Consider the following 20,347-nt stretch of genomic DNA (forward strand, 5'->3'; position numbering starts at 1 on the left):
GTGCTTTGGGTTTGGTGTTGAACAAGGTTCCGCGTCGGGGTAGTGGTGCTGCGTATTACGGGTATCAGTACCACGGGGATTATTACCGCAGTGACGAGCAGGAGCTGCCGTCCGGCACCGTACACGGCGACCGCCTTGCACCGACGAGACCGAGAGCGCCGCGCCGAGCGTCGAGGACGCGAGTCGGATCCTGATGCCACGGTTTCGCCGGTGGGCTTCGGACCCGGATCTCACCGCCTCGCGCGGGTACTCGAGATGCCCGGATGACCGCATGCGGATTCTGACTGTCCTTGGGATCGTGGCCATGGCACTGCTCACGACCTCGTGTTCTGGCACCGATTCTGAGATGGACGGCGCTCGCGCGTCGGTTCCGAGCGCCTCGCCCACCCCGAGCCCCACGGAGACCCTCGCATCGTCCACCGATCCGAAGTCCCGCGTCGAAACCGGGTCTCTCACGACGTGCGACGCCCAGGGGGTCGCGCAGTATCCCGGCGGCTTCGTCGCGCAACGCTCATCCGCGGCGCCCGACGGCGTCTGGGAGGGGGATCTCTACCGCCTCTCCTACCTGGCCACCGTGACGCTCCCGCCCGTCGCTCCCGACCTTCCTCCCGAGCAGCGGTTGGTGAAGATCGGCTGCGCCGTGGCGGAACGCGGCGGGGGCGTCGTCGTCATCAGCTGGTCTGCGACCTGACCGGGTGTCGTCCTCCGCAATGGACCGCCACGGACGCCGCGCGCTCGAGCGCCAAGCGCCTGCGGCTGTCAGCGCACGCCTAAACGCCGCCGATAACGTCCTTGCGGATCCGCAGTCGGCGGGACCAGACGGGCCGCAGACCGGGGAGCGACCATGACCGGACATGACGACGCGCGAACGGCATCTCGCGTCCCCGATCCCACGGCCGGCTTCTGGCTGGCGAAGGCCGCGTCGACCGCGTTCGGTGAAGCGGCGTCGGACTTCTCGATTCATGTGATGCCGCCTGTGCTCGCTGTGCTTCTCGGCTTCGTGCTCTTCAGCGGAGCCCTCACCTGGCAGCTCACCCGCCGCCGTCATGTTCCGGGGGTGTATTGGCTCACCGTGGCGATGGTCGGGGTGTTCGGCACCATGGCCGCCGACGTGGTGCACGTCGTGATCGGGCTTCCGTATGCGGTGACGACGGTCGTCTACGCGCTCGCCCTGGGCGTCGTGTTCCTGCTGTGGTCGCGGATCGAGGGCTCCGTGTCGGTGCACGAAGTCCGCACGACGCGTCGAGAGCTGTTCTACTGGGCGGCCGTCGTGGCCACGTTCGCTCTCGGCACGGCCGCGGGCGACCTCGCGGCGGTGGGCCTCGGGCTGGGCTACGTGCCGTCGATCGTCCTGTTCGCCGTGCTCATCCTCGTTCCCGCTCTGGGGTTCCGGTTCCTGCGTTGGAACGGGACTCTCTCCTTCTGGGCGGCGTACGTGCTCACCCGGCCGCTCGGCGCCTCGATCGCCGACGCGCTCGGCAAGCCGACGACCGAGGGCGGCGTCGGGGTCGGTTCCGGTTGGGTCGCCCTGGGATGCGCGATCCTGATGGTCATCGTCGTCGCGACGATGCGTCGCTCTCGCAACGGCTCCGACCTCGAAACCGGCGCCCGCACAGTCCAGTCCCGGCCTGTCTGAGCTCGCATCGCACGCCGCCATCGTGGGTGTGATGCGGCCGGCGGAACTGTGGGACACCGGCCGCATCGGGCATCGGGGATACGGTGCCCAACGATCGTCAGCCACGTCCGATCCGAGATCGTCTGGGTAGCGGCTGATCCGTCGAATGAGGAGACCCGCGAACGCAGGGATTATTACGCGAGTCTCTGGACGCGATCTGCTGTCGACCGCGGTGCATCGACGAGCGGCCGCGAACTTCCGTATCCGCGGAAACAAACCGCTTGTCGAGCCGCCCCGCGGGGACGCCACACTGGGGGAGCCTTGGCCGCCCTGTGCGGGTCGGCTGACCCGAGAGAGAACATCCATGTCGATCCACCCGCTTGCTCCGATCAGTGACGGCGCGGGGCACGACGTGGCCCGGCCGATGAGAGCGTCGCGCACCCTGTCCTGGAAGAGATCCGAACGAGGCGACGGTCGGCTCGTCATCGAGACGTTGAAATGGACCAAGGGCGGCTCCGGCCGACGGGTGATCCATGAGGGGGACTTCTACGATCCGACCATCGATGGTCCTGTGCTGACGGCCGAGCGTCTGGCCGGCCGGGTGGTCGACACGCGGCGCTATGCCGAGGGAGAGCTGCTGACTCCCCGGAGACGTCTTCCCCGTGCGTCGGCCGACGACGTGGATCGGCTTCTGTTCGACTACGGCTTTCGTGCAGGGGTCAACGGCGACGAACTGGTGCAGACCGTCGGGAGGATCTTCCGGCACTGGACGCTGACCGATGAGCAGCACAGGCAGCTGCTTCGTCGAGTGCTGCTGGCGGACGACCTGCTGATCCTCGGATCAGCGATCGATCCGCTGGGGCGCGATGTGATGCGTATCGGACGCGGTCCGTCTCCGCATGCGCCGACGGCCGCCCTGCTGGTTTCCCATCGTGTGCATCGCGTGGTCGGGCAGGAGCGGGTCGTCGTCGACGAGGGGGGCATGACGCTGACCGCGTTCCGTCTCTGGGGCTTCCTCCACGAGGTCGGCGTGATCCCGGCTCGTCAGCGCTGACCGTGTTCCGACCGGGGAGCGCTGCCGGCTCACCGGTCGATGGCGGCGACGAGCTCATCGAAGAACACGGCGAACGTCCTGCCGCGGCGGACGATGCGCTGCACACTCTCGCCCTCGCTGAAGACCTCCGCGAGTTGTTCGAGCACGGTCTGAAAAGCCGCCCGATCGTTCCCGCTGAAGGCCGCGAATGCCACGACCTGTACCCGCCCGGAGCCCCATCGCACGGAACCGTCGGCGACGCCGATCGCTATCGCCGTCCGGCGTGCCGTCATCTGCAGGGCGTGAGGCACCGCCAACGCCGCCGTGAAGGCCGTCGACGAGATCTGCTCTCGGGCGATCGTGTTGTCGATGTAGGTCTGATCGACGACTCCCTCGTGGAGAAGGAGCGAACCCAGCTTCCGGATGATGACCTCCTCGCCGTCGTCGGGCAACGGATAGAGGAAGGCAGCCTCCGACAGATACCGGGAGAGCTCGGCGCGAAGACGACCGAGCCGTCTCGACCTCCGCACGCGCGCCGCGGCTCGTTGCGTCGTCTCGACGTCGGCCTCTGTCAGGAACGGGTGGATCCGCACGACGCGATCGGGTGGCAGCGGTGACGGAATGGTGCTCAGCACCAGGTCGGTCGTGAGGCTGTCCCAATCGGGATCGACTCGCGTGAGCACCTGGATCACATCGATGGCCACGCCCAACGAGCGGCCCACCCGCGACCGCAGGATCTCGTGGAGCTCGTAGTACCCCGGGCACACGATGGTGACGGTGACGACGTCGGCTGTGCGTCGCGCCTGCTCCAGGTGCCCGCCGATGTGCATCGCGAGATACGCGATCTCATCCTCATCCGACGGCAGACCCAGACGCCGATGAAGGTCGTCCGCGAAGGCGACGGCGATCTCGAAGAGCAGCGGGTATGCGCTCTTGAGGGTGCGAGTGAGCGGGTTTCGGGCCGTGGTCTGCTCGTTGACGCGCCGCCGCAGGTTCTGCACGTGCAAGGCCAGCCGCAGCAAGAACTGCTCGTCGTCCAACTCGACGGCGTACGCGCGTGCGACGTGAGCCGCCGCCGCACGCACGGCTCCGTGAACGTCCGCATCGATCAGTCCTGCCGCCTCGACTTTCGTCCTGCCGGGGGTCACCAGCCGAGAGAGCACGAGCCGTGCAAGATGGTCGAGATCTCCTTCCCCCAGTTCGAGTCCGAACGCGGTCTCGACGAGCTCCTGCAGGACGTGGGCGATCGCTGAGACCTCGGGATCCTCGGGCGCGCTCGGGGCATCGATCGGGTGGCCGGCCATGACGCGTTCGGCTGAGATCGCGATGTGGAGGAGCACATCGGAGATCGCGAGCTCGTTGACGTAGTAGCCGAGCGCGTCGAGGCTGCGGACGAGATCGACCTTGAAGGGGTCCATAGCCTGCGCTGACGGCCCGCGGCCGCCTCGCGTCCCGCGATAGGCGGCCGCGGGCTCGGCCGACGCGTCGAGCTCATCGTGTGCGAGGCGACTCAGCAGTCGCCGGCGCGCGATCTCGCTTCCCGACAGCCGAACGCGATCCCCGATCCGCCTCAGACTCAACGGCGTCCCCGCGAGCATCGCTCGGGCCCTGCCCAGGTCGGTCTCCAGGGTCGACTCGCTGATGAACAGCTCCGACGCCATCTCGAACACGTCGAAGCCCTCATCGACATCGACGAGCCGGCGCACAAGGACGTCACGACGTGCTCGAGGAGAGCTTCCGTACCCTCGGTCTCGCAGGCCTCGAGCCCCCTCAGCGGCACGATATCCGCCCGGACCCGATTCGATGACAAGGTCGGGACCCCGCGAGTTCAGCTCAGCCACGTAGTTGCGCACGGTGCGCGTCGTCACGCCGACGTGGTCCGCCAACCGCCGGGAACTGATCCAGCCGTTGTCTTCGATCAGGAGACCGAGTAACCGCTCCTTGCGCCCTGAAGACATCGTCCCCCAAATCGTCATGGTCCGAGAGAACCCCTCGCCCGCCGAAGCCCACCCATCCTGACAGCGGGCACGTGGCCGTGGACGGTCACAGGGACATTCGAGTTCTTCCGCGTAGGGGGAACGCGACAGATTGGTCGCGCGGCTGAATCAATCCGAGGATTGTTCCCGGGCGGGCCGACTTCGGCCCGGACCGCAGTTCCGGCGGCGGGCACCCTGCTTTGCCTTCCTTCCCAGGGTGAGGGTGCTGAGTCGCCGGATTCGACGCGCCGGATTGGGGACCATCCGGCGGCGTTCTCGGCTGCGGTTCCTCTTCGCTGAGGCCCTTGCGCGGCCGACCTCGGGGGACGTCGGCCGCGCACATCCGACTCACGGCATCTCGCCACGGCCTGGGCGCGCGGAAGAGGACGACGGACCATCGCCCGTCGTCCTCTTCGTTGTGTGCGCGTCGGCTAGTTCGACGTGGAGCGACGTCGACCCAGGAGGACCGCGCCGCCGCCGATCAGCACGAGGAGAAGCGCGACCGGGACGACGGCGGCGAGGACGGCGCCGTCGACTCCCGTGCTCGCCAGACCCGACTTGTCGGTCGGAGGCGCCGTTGCCGGCGTCGACGGCACGGGGGTCGAGGTGGGCTTCGGGGTCGTCGAGGGCGCCGGGGTCGGCGTCACGGTGGGCGTCGGCTTCACCGTTGGGGTGGGCGTCGGCGTGGGCTTCGGCGGGACGACCACGGCGTCGGCGACGTTGGTCAGCACGAGCGAGATGCGCTCGCCGCCCTTTCCGTCGAGGCTGTAGCACCCCTTCGCATCCGGGCCGGTGATGCCGTCACCCGTGATCACGTACTTCCGCCACGTGACTCCGGACACGTGGGCGGCCGTCTCGCAGAGCGAGATGGTGGTGCCCACGGGGAAGTAGCCCGAGTTCACCGGAGTGCCGTCCGAGGGAACGTGGACGGTCTCTGTCGCGCTCCCCGCGTTCGCGACGAGGTCGAACGAATCCGGCATCGTGGCCCGGGAGTTGTTGGTGAGGTGCTTCGACACAGAGAAGGACGTGTACCCGCTCGCCTCGGCACCTCCTCCGCCGTACGCGCGCGGTGTGGCGGTCGCGGGCAGGGGCTTGCCGTTCACGGTCGCGGTGTTCGCGAACAGATCCGTGGCGAACGAAACTGCGCCGGTCGCCTCGGTCTTGTAGCTCAGCCGGTACTCGTATCCGTAGACGAGGTTGTCGAGCGTGAAGCTGTAGCTGGTCCGAGAGCTGTCGACGACGGGGGCGCTGAACGTCTCGCCCAGATATCCCGCGCTGCCGGCCTGGTAGCTTCCGTCCAGCGGCAGCGTCACGGACGACCCGGGCACGCCCTGTGTCGGATCGGCGGGATCCCGCTGCCAGCGGGTGAGGACGAACGAGTCCGGGACGAGCACGTGGGGCTGGTTCGGGGAGCTCGAATCGAGGGTGTCGGAGACGTCGAACTTCCGCACCGCCTCGTTCGCGGCGGGGCCGGATCCCGGCCACATGTAGACGTTCCACGTCATCAGGGCCTTGCCGTCGACGATCTCGCCGTAGCCGCTCTTGCTCGTGCCGAACGGGGGCGTCCAGGGGCCCTGGGTCGCCGGAATCGGCACCGGGAGGGCGATCGGAGACCCGCCGACGTCCCACTTCGGGGTCTCCCCGGCAGTCGACGCCTTCAACGACGCGACGAACCAGATGTCGCCGTGGGGGCTGCCGTACGGCCCCCCGGGCTGGAACGTGCACAGGATGCTGTCCTGGTTGTACACGCAACGGGCGAGGTTCACCCCGTCCTCGACAAGGAAGAACGGAGCGGAGGAGACGAGCTGCACGGAGGTGGGAAGCGGAACGCTGAAGGTGTCGCCCGCGGACACTTGGCCGGTCACGCTCCAGTCTGCCTGGAACCGCAGCTGCTGACCGGTCTTGATCACCGTGTTCGGATCGACTTCGACGCCGTTCAGCAGCACCTTCGCGTTGGTGATGGTCACCGGCTGTTCCACCGCCTGAGCAGCGGAGGCCGTCGCTACTCCGGCAGCACCGGTAAACAGCAGCGCGGCTATCATCGTCGACGCGATCTTGCGTCTGCGCATTTTTCCCCCATGGTTGTGATGTGGTGTGATGTCGCGGCGGCCACTCCCGCGGCGATGGTGCGCGCAGAGGACTCTGCTTCTCAGAAGCAGGTCGGCCATGATTCAGGCCGCGATTCGAGTTCAAGCGTCGTGCTTGGTGTGCCGTGTATCGCGGCATGCTCCTCGTCGCGGCCTGGAGTGCTGTGCATCTGACACGATTTGCACGGAAGGGCGCATCTTCTGTCGTCTTACGGCATCGCTGCGAAGCGCCGCACGCTTTTTCGCGCATTTTGCTGACCGAGCTCGACGTGAATTTCGGATCCGGCGTCGAAAGGCGTGTCATTCCGTTTCCGGTCGCCATTCTGACTCATAGCCGAACCATCCTGGCGCATCTTGTCGATGTTGCGTCGGGCGGCGATTCTCTGCGGCGATGATCTTGATAATCGGGGGGTAGTCGTCGACCCCTGGGGGCGCTCGACGGTGCGGGGGTGGTCTCGACCCCTGCGCCTGCGGGACAGCGCTCCGCGACGGCCGACACGGGGGGAGTTCGTAGTGGTATTAGAGGGAGCCATCCGGCGATCGAAGCTCGATGAGTCGTCGTTCTCGGGATACGAGCGTGCGATCTTCGACCCGAGGACGATGAAGCGGGGACGGCTGGACACCCTGCTCGCGGGGGCCAATGTGCATCTGCGCGACGCCGAGATCAGCTCAGTGTTCGCGCGGATCCTCCGACTGGACGAATACGTCGTCGCTCGCGTGCGCGCGAGGACGGGTCACATCGTCTGGAGGCCGAGCGCGCGCTCGGGCAGGCACCGATTCGCGGTGGTGTTCGTCGCTCGAGGGAGGATGGCGATCGGAGCCGACGGCTCGCGCCACGTCGCGTCGGGCGAGGCGATCCTGATGCCCTTTCCGGAGCAGACGGCGATCACCCTGGGGACGTCGTCGCCGGTCGAGGCGATCGCGTTCGCGTTCGAGACGGACGCTGTCCAGCCCTTCGACCTGACGCCTGAGACCGTGGGGGCGTTGCATCCGTCATCGAGCGTGTTCCAGGCTTCCTACTCTCTTCTGCGGGCGCTGATCGATTCGAGCTCCCCGGAGCAGGGCGAGAGCACGGCGGCCATGCGCAGCCTCCTGAAAGGCTCCGCGCGCGCGCTCGTCCGGGCGGCTCGGGTGCCGTCGAGGTCCCTCTGGGAGGATGCGATCGAGATCATCACCGATCAGCACACGGACAGTGGACTCGACGCACGACGAATCGCGGATCAGCTCAACGTGTCGACGAGCACGTTGTATCGAGCCTTCGCCGATCGCCCGCGCGGCGTCGCCGAAGAGCTTCGGCACCAGCGTGCGCTCACCGCTGCGCGAAGCCTCGCCGAGGAGGAGAACATCCCGGTGTCCAGACTCAGCCGGCAGCCGGGCTTCGGCTCCGCGAGCACCCTGCGCCGTGCCCTCAAGGCGTTGAACGACCCCGCGTAGGCGTAGCGCCGGGAGCCCCCGTTCCGAGGACTGTGGCAGGCGGCGGCCGGTCGTCTGCGCGCGATCGTCGTGGCTAGCGGGAGCTCGTGCCTTCTGCGCGCATTCTCCCAGGGGTGGCGAGCCCCGCGGCGGCGAACGCGCGCCTCATCCCGCTGCTGTTGCGGAAGCCGGAGTGCAAGGCGATGTCGAGGACACCCATTCCGGCGTAGTCCTCATCGCGGATCAGCTCGCACGCCAGGTCGACCCGGAGCATGCGCAACTCGGCAGCCGGGCTGCTGCCGGCGGCGGCGAAGACCCGTTGCAGCTGTCGCAGCGAGAGATGGAGCGCCTTCGATACGGCTTGAACGGTGAAGCTCGGGTCGCTCCGGTTCATGAGCATCAGGGTTCGCGCCCGCGCGATCATCGCGGTGTCGTTGGGGCCGGGCAACGGGGTCGGCGCCGTTTCCACGAGCATGCCGAAGACCATCTCCACAAGAAGTCGCTCGACCAGATAGTCGGAATACAGGGTGGGATCGGATTGCTCCGTGAGCAGAGAGGCGAGAAACGACCACGCGGCACGAATCAGAGGAGAGTTCGTCTCCACGCGAGTCGCGGCACGCATCACCGGCTCGATCTCGCGGACAGAGGACCAGGGGAGCCAGACCGCCATCACGCTGGTCGCCGCCGTCGCGGACAGTTGGAGTGGATGGCGAGGGTGAAGGAAGACGGCGCGTGCCTCGCCGCCGCGGTCTCGTCCGAGGAGACGGATCGGCCGCTGGGAGAAGAGCATTCCGGCGACGGCGTCGGAGTCGTCGTGTGCCGACTGCGCCGGCCAAGAGAGCCTCGAGCCCGCGTCGAAAAGGTGATGAGTCGTCAGGACGCGTCTGAAGGGAGCCGTCGCGATAGGGCGAGTCCACTCGGCGCCCAGACGACCCAGAACGGTCGCGGCATTCCCCCTGCCGATCATGCTCCGCCCTCCCAGAGTCGCGATTGTTCACCGACGCCCCGGTCGACTAGGAAAAAGCTAGTTCGCGTGTCGCGCCTCGACGCCAGCGAGGAGGGAACGCGCGACATGTCGGCACAGGATGCAAACACTTCGTCCGGCATCTCAGTGCGGGTCTCGATCAGGATGATCCGCCGGGTCCGGAAGGTGCGGGTCGGCGGGCGCGGCGAGCCCGTCCCGCGCCGGGTTGAGCGAGGCGATCGCCCGAGCGAGAGCGCGTCGACTGCCGAAGCCCGAGGACTCGAGTGCGGCGTCGAGCAGTCGCCCGGACTGTTCGCTGAGAGTGTGCGGATCCACACCCAGCTGGCGCGCCACCTCTTTGAGCCGGCGCTGCAGGATCTCCGTGCGAGGAGTCGAGTGGTGGCTCTCGAACGCGCGATACAGCTGCGATCGGGACAGGTACAGCATCTTCGCGAGGGTCGCGGCATTGAAGCCGGGGGAGCTGAAGTGCTGATCGATGATCATCCTCGCATCGCGGACGAGTCGGTCGTGCGCACCAGGCTTCGTCTCTTTGTCGCCCCCGAGCTCATCGAGCATCGTGGCTGCCAGGAGATCGACCACGGCGGGACGCCGGTACGCGTTGCCGGGAAGCGCGACATCGAGGCGCTCGTTGAACATCGCGTTCAACATGGAGACCAGCGCCTGCGGCGTCGCACGTTCCAGGACGACGATGTCGCCGAGGCGCAGGCGTTCGGCGAGCACGGCGATCTCCCGTGAAGGGAGGCTGATCTCGTACACGGCGACATGCGCGCGGTGTCCGATGGTGACGCCCAGCGAGGTGTCGAGCACCGCGAGCTGGTCGTGTTGCAGCACCTTCGAGCCCAAGGGCGTCTCGATCGTCATAGCGCCTTCGACCGATCCCACGACCAGCACCCGACCCTCCGACGGGCGGGATGCGCGCACGCCGCAGCTGGACCAGATCCGTGAGAACTGGACGTTGGCGAAGACGATGTGGTCCGCGAACAGGTGAGAGTCGCTCTGGCCGTGAGAGAAGGTCCAGCCCAGTCGGTGGAAGTCCGTGCGGACGTCGTCGCCGTGCGATGCGATTCCGTAGTACGCGTAACTGCGTTCAGGACGCGGGGGAGGGACAGGCACGGTCGACGCGGCGGTTCTTTCGATCGAGGTCATGGTTCGTCGTGGAGCGGCGTCGCCGCGAGCGAGCATGCGTGCCGTCACCGGTCAGAGGCTTCCGTGCCGGTGCCGGTGCGGGTGAGGTGCTCGTGGCGGGGAGCCGGACCGCTTCTACCGCAGGCTGTCTTCGAAGAGCGGGAGCGGGTCCAGAGCGCAACGGGTCGACTCCGGGCAGCACCGGGCGGAAGAGTTCATGAATGGTCCTCGCGTGTATGGAACAAGTCGGCACGCGCATCGGGGGACACAGCGCTCGTACCAGGTGGGGAGGTGTGCCCAGGTTCGCAGTGCCCTCGACGGCGCGGAAGGTCACTCGCGTTCCTTGCGACAAATGACTAAGTTTCCTGCGACAGAATGTCCGATCCGCGGCGGAAGACCGTGGCGACGTCCTGCGGCCAGGGCGCTCTGTCGCTGCAAGCTGCGTGAATGTCCCTCGTTTGTGCGCGGGGTGGCGTCGTCGGCACTCCCTCGCCGAGGATCTAGCTGTCGCGATTCGCAGTCAGCGGCACAGGAACCCGGCGTTGCGAGGTTCCCAGGAGGTGCCTCACCGGCTCGCGTGCCAGCGGAATGCGTGAGGCACCTTCACGTCGTCCATGGCGCTTCAGTCGTTCGTGCTCACCTGTGCAGAATGTAAAGCGCCGCGATTCCGAGAATCACCGCGCCGAATGCGATCATCGCCCACACCGGTGCCCCCGCGACCTCTCTCAGAAGCCAGGGTGTCGAATACTCCTGGCTCGGGCGAGACGTGCGATCCGATTTCGTGTTTCCGGTATGCCAGAATTTTTTCCCCATCTGGATAACCTACGTTCGACCCCGTGGCCGCGATTACCCACGAAAGAACGACGCGACATCCTGACGACTCCGCGATGCAGAACGACTGCCCTTCGGAGCGACGCTCGGCATCGGCCTCTGGTCAGCGGTGCGCCGTGACCACGAAGGCCCGGAGCGGCGTGCGGATCGGGCCGGTGCCGAAGCGCTGCGCGAGGAGCTCCGCAGCGATCGCCTCGATCCGGGCGCGGACCCGGTCGCCGTACGGCTCGAGCTCTGCGCGCAGCGGGCTGCCGTGCGGGAGCGCGGCGGCCGCGGCGGCCGCCGACTGCGCCGCTCCGATCAGGTCGACCGCCTCGACGGCGTCGACCACGAGGCCGCCCGCCTCGGCATCGCGGCGGATCTCCTCGGGATCGTGATACCCGTGCGCGACGCGGGTGATCACGTTCGGCGGCGCATCGGGAAGCACCTGCCGGTACGCCTCGTCGACGGCCCGCGCGACCGCGTTGGTCTCGACCGCGTCCCAGGTGGAGAACAGCGCCGCGCCGCCCGGGCGCGGCACCCGGTGGACCTGCCGATGCGCGGCCGGCCGATCCGGGAAGAACATCACGCCGAACTGCCGTCGGCCCGACGCTGTCCAGGGCACAGGAACGGATGCTCAGCCCGGCGAGGGCGCGTCGATCAGGCGGTAGCGGCTGCCTGGCCTGCCCTTGGTGCTGTAGTCCAGGCTGCGCGAGGCGCGGCCGACGCTGGCCAGGTACTCGAGATAGCGTCGTGCGCTGACCCGGGACATCGACAGCGTTTCCGCGACCTCCGTAGCGGAGGCGTCGTCGCGGGCGGCGAGCGCCCGCACCACGCGGTCCAGCGTCTCGGTGCTGAGGCCCTTCGGAACGCCCGCACGCTGCCGGAACGCGATGATGGCGTCGGCGGCGTCGACCCGGCGCACCACGTCGTGCAGCTCGGTGTGATCGCGCAGGAGCAGCGTCGCCTCGGCGCGGGCCCCGTCCACGGTCGACCCTGTGCTGCGGGCGACCACGACGCGAGGACCGAGGATCACCGGCCGCCCCGAGGGCTCGCCCTCGTCCAGGATCTTCACGAGCTCCGGGGGCAGGGCCTCCGCGGCCGCGGCTCCGGTGAGGGTGTCGGTATCGCGGCCGACCAGGTCGGCTCCGGCGTCGTTCACGAGCGTGATCACGCCGTCCTCGTCGACGACGATGACGCCCTCGCTGAGACGGTGCATCGTGGTCTCGTGGCTCTTCACGAGCGCCGTGATCTGCTCGGGCTCGAGGCGATGGATGCGGGCGCGGATGACCGAGGTCACCCACGCCGCGCCGAGCAGGCCGATGAGGGCGGCCGCGAGCATGGCGCCGATGAGCCAGGCGAGATTGCCGATGAAGTCGGCGCGCAGCTCCGACTCCAGGATCCCGACGGACACGGTGCCGATCACCGATCCCGCGTCGCTCCGGACCGGCACCTTCACCCGCCAGCTCGTGCCGAGCGTGCCCGTCTGCGTGCCGACGTAGACCTCGCCGGAGAGCGGGATCGACGGATCGGTGGAGACCTTCTTGCCGATCAGTGCCGGGTTCGGGTGGGAGTACCGGATGCCGTGGGCGTCGGCCACCACCACGTAAGCGAGGTCGGAGGCCTCTCGGATCACCTCGGCGACCGGCTGGATCGTCGAGGACGGATCCGCATCGCGGAAGGCCTCGCGGATCGTCGGCAGCGACGCGATCGACTGTGCGACGGCCTGCATCCGATCCCGGTACGAGTCGCGGATCGCCCGCTCCTGGAACGCGCCCGCAGCAAGGCCCGCGGCGATCGTCACGACGCACAGGATCAGCGCCTGCAGGGCGAGCAGCTGTGCGCGCAGCGTCATGCGCGCCGGCATCGTCTTCGAGGCCATTCGTCCATTGTGCACGCGCGCGCGAGGACCGGAGCCCGCCTGACGATGCCGATCACGACCAATAGTTGCGTAACTCGGACCAATGCTTCCGGAACCCTCGCGGACCCTCGGCCGATCCCTACCGTGGCAGGGCACCAAGAGCACTCGAGGAGGAGTGAAGTGAGAACTGCGATGAAGCGTTCGATGGGGGCCCTGGCCCTCGCCACGGCCGGCCTGCTGGCCCTGTCCGCCTGTTCCGGCGGAGCGTCGGCAGGCGGCGCCGGCAAGGAGTCCGCGAAGAAGACGACGGCCGTGTCGATCGTCGTCCCGGCCGACCCCGGAGGCGGCTGGGATCAGACCGGCCGTGCGATCTCGAAGACCCTGCTCGACGAGAAGATCGTCACCTCGGCATCGGTCACCAACGTGGGCGGCGCCGGCGGCACGGTGGGCCTCGCACAGCTCGCCAACGAGAAGAACCCCGACACGCTGATGGTCACCGGTCTGGTGATGGTCGGCGCGGTCGAGACGAACAAGGCGAAGGTGCGGATCGAGGACACCACTCCGATCGCTCGGCTCACCGACGAGCCGCTCGTCGTGGTCGTCCCGGCCGCGTCCCCGTACAAGACGCTCGAGGATCTGGTGAAGGACATCGTCGCCAAGGGCCAGGGCGTCACCGTGACCGGTGGATCGGCCGGAGGCGCCGACCACATCCTCGCGGGGCTGCTGCTCGAGGCGGCCGGGCTCAAGGGCGCCGATATCGCGCAGAAGCTGAACTACGTGCCCAACTCGGGCGGCGGAGAGGCGACGTCGCTCATCATCGGGAACCAGGTGTCGGCGGGCATCTCCGGGGTGGGTGAGTTCGTGCAGCACATCGAGTCCGGCGACATGCGCGCGCTCGCCGTCTCGTCCGAGAAGACGGTGGCGCAGCTCCCCGACACCCCCACCATCACCGACGAGGGCTACGACGTCGTGCTCACGAACTGGCGCGGTGTCGTCGCCCCGGGCGGCATCGACGAGGCCCGCAAGGCCGAGCTGGAGCGGGTCGTCACCGCGCTCCACGACACGGGCGCGTGGAGCGGCGTGCTGAAGGAGCGCGGCTGGAACGACGCTTTCCTCGTCGGGGCGGAGTTCGACGAGTTCCTCGCCGGCAACATCAAGGACGTCTCGGCGACGCTGAAGAACATCGGCCTGGTCGGCTGAGATGACCACAGGGACTCCGGGGACGGATCCCTCGCTCGTGCGGGTCGGCGAGATCCGGCCCGCACGACCGTCCGTCCCGGTGGGCGAGCTCGTGTTCGCCCTCATCATGCTCGGGCTCGGGATCTTCGCCCTCGTCGGCGTCTTCGGGATCCGCGTGCCCGCCGGGGCCACGGTCGGGCCGACCGTGTTCCCGATCCTCGTGTCCGCGATCCTGCTGGTGGCCTCGGTCGCCGTGCTGGTCGGCGTGCTCCGCGGACAGCGGGCGCAGGCGGAGGAGGGGGAGGACATCGATGAGAGCCTGCCGACCGACTGGCTCACGCTCGCGAAGATCACCGCGCTCGTCGTCGCGCACCTCGCTCTGCTCGAGTACATCGGCTGGGCGCCGGCCGCCGCACTGCTGTTCGGCGGCGTCGCCTGGTCGCTCGGAGCGAAGCGCTGGTGGCTGGCGTTCGTGATCGGGGCCGCGGTGGCGCTGGTCGTGCAGATCGTGTTCGGCGGCCTGCTGGGGCTCTCGCTTCCGTGGGGTCCGCTGCTCGGCTGGCTGGGAGGGATGTTCTGATGGACAGCTGGAACCTGCTCATGGAGGGTTTCGCGACGGCGCTGCAGCCGCAGTACCTCGTGTTCGCCTTCCTCGGCGTGCTGCTGGGCACCGCCGTCGGCGTGCTGCCGGGCATCGGCCCCGCGATGACGGTGGCGCTGCTCCTGCCGTTGACCTACACGCTGGAACCCGCTGCGGCGCTCATCACGTTCGCCGGGATCTACTACGGCGGGATGTACGGCGGATCCACCACGAGCATCCTGTTGAACACGCCCGGAGAATCCGCCTCGATCGTGACGGCGATCGAGGGCAACAAGATGGCCAAGCTCGGCCGGGGAGCGGCGGCGCTCGCGACCGCCGCGATCGGATCCTTCGTCGCCGGCTCGATCGCCACGCTCGGCCTCACGCTGCTGGCCCCTGTGCTCGCGCGGTTCGCCGTGAACCTCGGTCCCGCCGACTACGTCGCCCTCATCGTGATCGCGTTCGTGACCGTGGGTGCGCTGCTGGGCTCGTCGGTGCCGCGCGGCATGGTGTCGCTCGGGGTCGGCCTGTTCCTCGGCCTGATCGGCACCGAGGTGCTGTCCGGCCAGCAGCGGTACACGCTGGGCCTGCTGCCGCTCGCCGACGGGATCGACGTCGTGCTCGTGGCCGTCGGCCTCTTCGCGGTGGGGGAGACGCTCTACGTCGCAGCCCGGCTGCGACACGGTCCGATCGCCCTCATCCCGGTGGCGCGGGGCTGGCGCAGCTGGATGAGCCGCGAGGACTGGAAGCGCTCATGGAAGCCTTGGCTGCGCGGCACGGCGATCGGGTTCCCGATCGGCACGATCCCGGCGGGCGGCGCCGACGTGGCGACGTTCCTCTCCTATGCGGCGGAACGGAAGCTGTCCCGGCACAAGGGCGAGTTCGGCCGTGGTGCGATCGAGGGCGTGGCGGGCCCGGAGGCGGCGAACAACGCTGCGGCCGCGGGCGTGCTCGTGCCGCTGCTCACGCTCGGGCTGCCCACCACCGCGACGGCCGCCATCATCATCACGGCGTTCCAGTCGTACGGGATCCAGCCGGGCCCGCAGCTGTTCAGCAGCCAGCCGGGACTGGTCTGGGCCCTGGTGGCGAGCCTGTACATCGGCAACGTGATCCTGCTGGTCCTGAACCTCCCGCTCGTGGGGATGTGGGTCAAGCTCCTGCAGATCCCGCGACCCTACCTGTACGCGGGGATCCTCCTGTTCGCCTGCTTCGGCGCCTACGCGGTCAACTTCTCGGTCGTCGACATCCTGATCCTGCTGATCATCGGCGTGCTCGGGTTCTTCATGCGCCGGTACGGCTACCCGGTCGCGCCGCTGGTCGTGGGCATGATCCTGGGGCCGATGGGCGAGGCGCAGCTGCGTCGAGCGCTGCAGCTGAGCCAGGGGGATCTGACGACGCTGGTGATGCATCCGTTCGCCGCGTCGGCATACGGTGTGCTGGCGCTGCTCATCGCCGGAGGGCTCTGGCTCAAGCGTCGACAGCGCCGCTACGAGCTCGCGCTCACCGAGTCGATCGCGGTGCCGGTGTCGGCGGATCGGGAGATCTGAGCCGTCACCCGTGCCTGGGGGTCGGGGCCGCATCCGCGGCGCCCGGCCCTCAGCCGGGCCAGACCTTCCCCGCCCAGGGGTCGTAGTCGGCGAGCAGCGGCTCCTGCGGCGGACGCTCCTCTTCGGGGATGTGCTGCAGATTGATGCGCACCCGGTACCAGAGCGAGCTGGATCCGCGCATGCCGTCGATCAGGACGTCGGCGGGGTGCAGCAGCGCGCTCGCCGAGGGGTGGGTCTCGCGCCACCGCTCCAGCGCGGCGAGCGCCTCGGGCTTGGTCTTCGTGCGGGCGATCTCGATGAGGGGCATGCTCGACACCCGCCGCCCGGAGCCGTCGGCGCCGCGCGGGGGCTTCTCCGCCGGGCCGAGCTCGTCGGCCAGCGCGAGCAGCGAGGACAGCGATCCGCCCGCCTCGTCGATGCCGCGGTGGGGGTCCCCGATGTCCGCGAACCGCGCCCGCACGCTCGGCACCGTGAACTCCTCGGGGCGACGCAGGCGCACCTCGTCCCAGGCGAGCGGTGTCGACACCCGCGCGTCGGGCAGCGGACGCACCGAGTAGGCGGAGGCGACCGTGCGGTCCTTCGCGTTCTGGTTGAAGTCGACGAACACGCTCTCGCCGCGTTCCTCCTTCCACCAGCGCGCGGTCGCGAGCCCCGGTGCACGACGCTCGACCTCTCGGGCGAGCGTCTCGGCCGCGTGGCGCACCGCGGCGAAGTCCCACTCCGGCCGGATGCGGACGAGGATGTGCATGCCCCGGGATCCGCTCGTCTTCGGCCAGCCGACGAGGCCGCAGTCGTCGAGCACCTCGCGCACGACGAAGGCGGTGTCGACGATCTGCGACCAGTCGACACCGGGCATCGGATCCAGGTCGACGCGCAGCTCGTCCGGATGATCGAGGTCGCCGGCGCGGACGGCGTGCGGATTGAGGTCGAGACAGCCCAGGTTCACGATCCAGGCGAGTCCCGCCGCGTCGGAGAGCACCGCCTCCTCCGCGGAGCCGCCCGAGGCGTAGCGCAGCACCGCCGTGCCGATGAAGTCGGGATGCGCGGGGACGCGCTTCTGGAAGAACGGCTCGGCGTCGATGCCCTTCACGAACCGCTTCAGCACCATCGGGCGTCCGCCGGCGCCGCGCAGGGCCCCCTCCGCGACTCCGATGTAGTACTCGACGATGTCGAGCTTCGTCAGCCCCGCGTGCGGGAAGACGACCTTGTCGGGATGCGACACGCGCACCTCGGCTCCGTCGACCTCGATGAACGTCTCGGCTCGCCCTGCCATGACTCCACGTTAGATCGCGTGACCCGCTGCGGCGAGAGGAGTGCCCGATGCGGTCTTGCGGAGCAGCCCCGCCGACCCGTAATCTACAACCAATCAGTTGTATTTATCTGGAGGAGAAACCATGTCGGACAGCAGCGCAGTACGGACCGTCGCCACCCGCACCGTCGGTGAGGGTGACGACGCGATCACCTACGACGTCCACGGCGATCTGGCCACGGCCACCGCGGAGCGCCCCGCGCTGTTCCTCTTCGGGGCGCCGATGGACGCCACGGGGTTCGAGATCCTCGCCGCGCACTTCGCCGACCGGCCGGTGGTTACCTACGATCCGCGCGGCGCCGGTCGCAACCCCGTCGACAGCTCCGACATCGCCGTTCCGCAGCACGCAGACGACCTGCACCGCGTCATCTCGGCCCTCGGCGTCGGGGCGGTGGACGCATTCGGCAGCAGCGGCGGCGGCGTGAACCTGCTCGCACTGATCGCCGCGCATCCGGAGGATGTGCGGATCGCGGTCGTCCACGAGCCGCCGGTCGCCGAGTTCCTGCCCGACCGCGACGCCGTGCTCGCCGTCACGGCCGACATGAAGCGCACGTTCGCGGACGAGGGAGACGGCCCGGCCCTGGCGAAGTTCATCCAGTTCGTCATGCTCGACGGCGTGGTGCCGGACGGCTACCTGGACGGCCCGGCACCGGATCCGGCCCTGTTCGGACTGCCGACCGCGGATGACGGCAGCAGGACGGATCCGCTCTTCCGCAACATGCCGGCGACGATCGCGTATCAGCCCGACGTGCCCGCCCTCCAGGCGCACGGCGATCGGCTGGTGATCGCGGCGGGCGCGGAGTCGGGGGAGACCATGCCCGCCCGGGCGGCACGCGCCGTGGCCGCGGTCATCGGCATCGAGGCGACCGAGTTCCCGAGCAACCACGGCGGGTTCACGGAGCAGCCGGGCTTCCCCAGCGACCCGGCTGGCTTCGCCGAGCGTCTCCGGAGCGTTCTGGACGAGCGCGCCTGATCGCGCAGCGGTCGGGGTGCGGTCCTCCGGGATCGCGCCCCGACCGTCGTGGATCAGGAGGCCTGCGGGAGGATCCGCAGTGCGACGAGCAGGCGGGTGAGGGCGCCGTCGCGGCGAGTGGGGATGTGGAAGTCGGGATCGACGTCGATGAGCGGGTAGATCGCGGCGCGGTGCGGCACGGCGCCGGAAGACTCCGGGCGGCGATCGACGGTGTCGGGGGTCTCGGGCATCATCGCCTCTTCTCTCGCGTCACATTCCGAATGATGGAATTGATCTATCGAATAATGAAATCGTAGGATGATGCGACTCCAGGGTCAAGAGGTTCCCGGCCGGATGTGCCCGAATGTTGCGTCGTTCCCAGCTGATTGACAGGAACCCGGTATTCTGGCTCGGCAATCCAGGGTGCGCCGGCCGGCGTGCGGGAACCTCCGCCCTCACCCTCGACCTGACAGAAAAGGCATTCGAAATGACTGGTATTGCTGGAAAGGCGCTCACCGAGGCGATCTCCACGTTCCTGTTCGTGTTCAGCATCATCGGCGCCGTCAACAGCGGCAGCCCGCTGACCCCGCTGGCGATCGGTCTCGCGCTGGGCGTGCTCGTCTATGCCGCCGGACACATCTCCGGTGCGCACCTGAACCCTGCCGTCTCCTTCGGCGTCCTCCTCCGCGGCGGCATCGGCGTCGTCGACTTCGTGGCGTACATCGTCGCCCAGTTCATCGGCGGTGCGCTGGCGGCCCTTGTGAGCTTCGTGGTGTGGCCGCACGCGGAGAAGGCGACGAAGATCTCGGTCGGCCCCGCGTTCCTGGTCGAGGCGCTGTTCACGCTCGTGCTCGTCTGGGTGGTGCTGAACGTCGCGACCTCCAAGGACAACGACAACAACTCCTTCTACGGCCTCGCGATCGGCGGCACGGTGTTCGTCGGCGCGACCGCGGTCGGCGGCATCTCCGGCGGCGGCTTCAACCCGGCCGTCGCCCTGGGCCTGTCGATCAGCGGCCAGTTCGACTGGGCGAACCTGTGGCTCTACATCGTGGCCCCGCTGGTCGGCGCCGCGGTCGCCGCGCTGCTGTTCCGCGTGCTGAGCAGCAACGACGCCAAGGCCTCCGCCTGATCCATACCCTCCCGGAACGCCCCGTACTCGATCGAGTGCGGGGCGTTCCGCTGTTCCCGCGGGTTTTCTCCTCCGTGGCGGATCGGCCGGGATCCGGGATCGCTCAGCGCGCGCGCAGCCCGTCGAAGATCACGCGCGTCACGTCGCCGACGAGCTCTTCCGGCGTCAGTGAGGTGTGCGCCGGGCGGTACCACTCGATGAGGGAGTTGATCATCCCGAACATGAGCCGCGTCGCCACCGACGGGCGGATGTCGCTGCGCAGCTCTCCCTCGCGCTGGGCCTGCGCCACGAGCTTCGCGACGCGCTGATCGAAGATACGCCGCCGCTCCAGGGCGGCCCTCTCGATCTCGCTGTTGCCGTGCACCCGCAGCAGCAGCGTGACCTGGGGGAGCCTGCTCGTGAGCACGCGCACGGCTCCCTGGATCACCGAGACCAGCCGAGCGGCCGTGGGCTGCTCGCCGGACAGCGCGTCCTCGAGCACGGCCTCCAGTCCCCCGAGGGCGTCGTCGAGGGCGATCTGGAGGATCTGCTCCTTCGAGGAGAAGTGATGGTAGAGCGCCGCCTTGCTGAGGCCGAGCTCCGCGGCGAGCGAGGAGACGCTCGTCGCGTCGTAGCCCTGCTCGTTGAACAGGCGCACGGCGATCTCCAGCACCTGCGCGCGGTCGTAGCCGGGGCGGCCGCGGCGCGAGCGCGGAGCGGCCTCGTCGGCCGCTGCGGCGATGCTCGCGGGTGGGGTGCTCATCGGG

General features: G+C 68.8%; 19 protein-coding genes. 10 read left to right on the forward strand and 9 right to left on the reverse strand.

Going from position 1 to position 20,347, the window contains the following annotated elements; translation table 11 throughout:
* Nucleotides 1–346 precede the first annotated feature (346 nt).
* The 3 genes from RL72_RS10075 (at nucleotide 347) to RL72_RS10085 (ending at nucleotide 2,669) form a co-directional block, all read left to right on the forward strand.
* Nucleotides 347–691 (forward strand): hypothetical protein, encoded by a 345-nt coding sequence (locus RL72_RS10075; RefSeq protein WP_045250712.1) that lies wholly within the window; start codon nucleotides 347–349, stop codon nucleotides 689–691.
* Between the two features lie 153 nt (nucleotides 692–844).
* Entirely contained in the window at nucleotides 845–1,636 is a 792-nt protein-coding gene (locus tag RL72_RS10080) for a COG4705 family protein (protein WP_045250713.1), read from the forward strand.
* Between the two features lie 550 nt (nucleotides 1,637–2,186).
* Nucleotides 2,187–2,669 (forward strand): hypothetical protein, encoded by a 483-nt coding sequence (locus RL72_RS10085; protein WP_156156769.1) that lies wholly within the window; start codon nucleotides 2,187–2,189, stop codon nucleotides 2,667–2,669.
* A gap of 29 nt (nucleotides 2,670–2,698) precedes the next feature.
* Here the strand turns inward: RL72_RS10085 and RL72_RS10090 are convergent, their stop codons facing one another.
* The gene (locus RL72_RS10090; protein ID WP_346218190.1) at nucleotides 2,699–4,624 is read right to left on the reverse strand and encodes a BglG family transcription antiterminator; all 1,926 of its coding nucleotides are present in this window, start codon (nucleotides 4,622–4,624) and stop codon (nucleotides 2,699–2,701) included.
* 431 nt (nucleotides 4,625–5,055) lie between these two features.
* Complete coding sequence (locus RL72_RS10095) at nucleotides 5,056–6,591, reverse strand: Ig-like domain-containing protein (protein ID WP_045250716.1); 1,536 nt, start codon at nucleotides 6,589–6,591, stop codon at nucleotides 5,056–5,058.
* Between the two features lie 257 nt (nucleotides 6,592–6,848).
* On the opposite strand from RL72_RS10095, the gene RL72_RS19850 reads away from it, so the two are divergent.
* Both RL72_RS19850 and RL72_RS10100 read left to right on the forward strand, forming a co-directional pair.
* The gene (locus RL72_RS19850) at nucleotides 6,849–7,106 is read left to right on the forward strand and encodes a hypothetical protein (protein ID WP_156156770.1); all 258 of its coding nucleotides are present in this window, start codon (nucleotides 6,849–6,851) and stop codon (nucleotides 7,104–7,106) included.
* Nucleotides 7,066–8,145, forward strand: a complete 1,080-nt coding sequence (locus RL72_RS10100) for a helix-turn-helix domain-containing protein (RefSeq protein WP_156156771.1) — start codon at nucleotides 7,066–7,068, stop codon at nucleotides 8,143–8,145. Before RL72_RS19850 ends, RL72_RS10100 begins: the two co-directional genes overlap by 41 nt.
* A 73-nt stretch (nucleotides 8,146–8,218) precedes the next feature.
* Here the strand turns inward: RL72_RS10100 and RL72_RS10105 are convergent, their stop codons facing one another.
* The 4 genes from RL72_RS10105 to RL72_RS10120 form a co-directional block, all read right to left on the reverse strand.
* Complete coding sequence (locus tag RL72_RS10105; protein WP_248700447.1) at nucleotides 8,219–8,794, reverse strand: helix-turn-helix domain-containing protein; 576 nt, start codon at nucleotides 8,792–8,794, stop codon at nucleotides 8,219–8,221.
* Nucleotides 8,795–9,232: 438 nt separating this feature from the next.
* Entirely contained in the window at nucleotides 9,233–10,255 is a 1,023-nt protein-coding gene (locus RL72_RS10110) for an AraC family transcriptional regulator (RefSeq protein WP_045250719.1), read from the reverse strand.
* A gap of 913 nt (nucleotides 10,256–11,168) precedes the next feature.
* Nucleotides 11,169–11,669, reverse strand: a complete 501-nt coding sequence (locus RL72_RS10115) for a class I SAM-dependent methyltransferase (protein WP_156156772.1) — start codon at nucleotides 11,667–11,669, stop codon at nucleotides 11,169–11,171.
* A 12-nt stretch (nucleotides 11,670–11,681) separates the two neighbouring features.
* Nucleotides 11,682–12,926 (reverse strand): PAS domain-containing protein, encoded by a 1,245-nt coding sequence (locus RL72_RS10120; RefSeq protein ID WP_248700442.1) that lies wholly within the window; start codon nucleotides 12,924–12,926, stop codon nucleotides 11,682–11,684.
* 159 nt (nucleotides 12,927–13,085) lie between these two features.
* Between RL72_RS10120 and RL72_RS10125 the strand changes: the two genes are divergently transcribed.
* From RL72_RS10125 to RL72_RS10135, 3 genes are read left to right on the forward strand one after another with little or no spacing between them, the layout of a single operon-like run.
* Nucleotides 13,086–14,105 (forward strand): Bug family tripartite tricarboxylate transporter substrate binding protein, encoded by a 1,020-nt coding sequence (locus RL72_RS10125; RefSeq protein ID WP_309599118.1) that lies wholly within the window; start codon nucleotides 13,086–13,088, stop codon nucleotides 14,103–14,105.
* A 1-nt stretch (nucleotide 14,106) separates the two neighbouring features.
* Nucleotides 14,107–14,664 carry a tripartite tricarboxylate transporter TctB family protein gene (locus RL72_RS10130; RefSeq protein ID WP_091481445.1) on the forward strand — a complete coding sequence of 186 codons (558 nt, stop codon included), beginning with the start codon at nucleotides 14,107–14,109 and terminating at the stop codon, nucleotides 14,662–14,664.
* Nucleotides 14,664–16,211 (forward strand): tripartite tricarboxylate transporter permease, encoded by a 1,548-nt coding sequence (locus RL72_RS10135; protein ID WP_045250722.1) that lies wholly within the window; start codon nucleotides 14,664–14,666, stop codon nucleotides 16,209–16,211. Before RL72_RS10130 ends, RL72_RS10135 begins: the two co-directional genes overlap by 1 nt.
* A 49-nt stretch (nucleotides 16,212–16,260) precedes the next feature.
* On the opposite strand, the gene RL72_RS10140 is transcribed toward RL72_RS10135, so the two are convergent.
* Nucleotides 16,261–17,484 (reverse strand): DNA polymerase domain-containing protein, encoded by a 1,224-nt coding sequence (locus RL72_RS10140; protein ID WP_045250723.1) that lies wholly within the window; start codon nucleotides 17,482–17,484, stop codon nucleotides 16,261–16,263.
* Nucleotides 17,485–17,605: 121 nt separating this feature from the next.
* On the opposite strand from RL72_RS10140, the gene RL72_RS10145 reads away from it, so the two are divergent.
* Complete coding sequence (locus RL72_RS10145; RefSeq protein WP_045250724.1) at nucleotides 17,606–18,493, forward strand: alpha/beta fold hydrolase; 888 nt, start codon at nucleotides 17,606–17,608, stop codon at nucleotides 18,491–18,493.
* 53 nt (nucleotides 18,494–18,546) lie between these two features.
* Here RL72_RS10145 and RL72_RS10150 read toward each other — a convergent pair whose 3' ends face one another.
* Nucleotides 18,547–18,726 (reverse strand): hypothetical protein, encoded by a 180-nt coding sequence (locus RL72_RS10150; protein WP_045250725.1) that lies wholly within the window; start codon nucleotides 18,724–18,726, stop codon nucleotides 18,547–18,549.
* Nucleotides 18,727–18,959: 233 nt separating this feature from the next.
* On the opposite strand from RL72_RS10150, the gene RL72_RS10155 reads away from it, so the two are divergent.
* Complete coding sequence (locus tag RL72_RS10155) at nucleotides 18,960–19,601, forward strand: MIP/aquaporin family protein (protein ID WP_045250726.1); 642 nt, start codon at nucleotides 18,960–18,962, stop codon at nucleotides 19,599–19,601.
* 103 nt (nucleotides 19,602–19,704) lie between these two features.
* Here RL72_RS10155 and RL72_RS10160 read toward each other — a convergent pair whose 3' ends face one another.
* The gene (locus tag RL72_RS10160; RefSeq protein ID WP_045250793.1) at nucleotides 19,705–20,343 is read right to left on the reverse strand and encodes a TetR/AcrR family transcriptional regulator; all 639 of its coding nucleotides are present in this window, start codon (nucleotides 20,341–20,343) and stop codon (nucleotides 19,705–19,707) included.
* Nucleotides 20,344–20,347 lie beyond the last annotated feature (4 nt).

This window comes from Microbacterium azadirachtae (assembly GCF_000956545.1).
Taxonomy (GTDB): Bacteria; Actinomycetota; Actinomycetes; order Actinomycetales; family Microbacteriaceae; genus Microbacterium; species Microbacterium azadirachtae.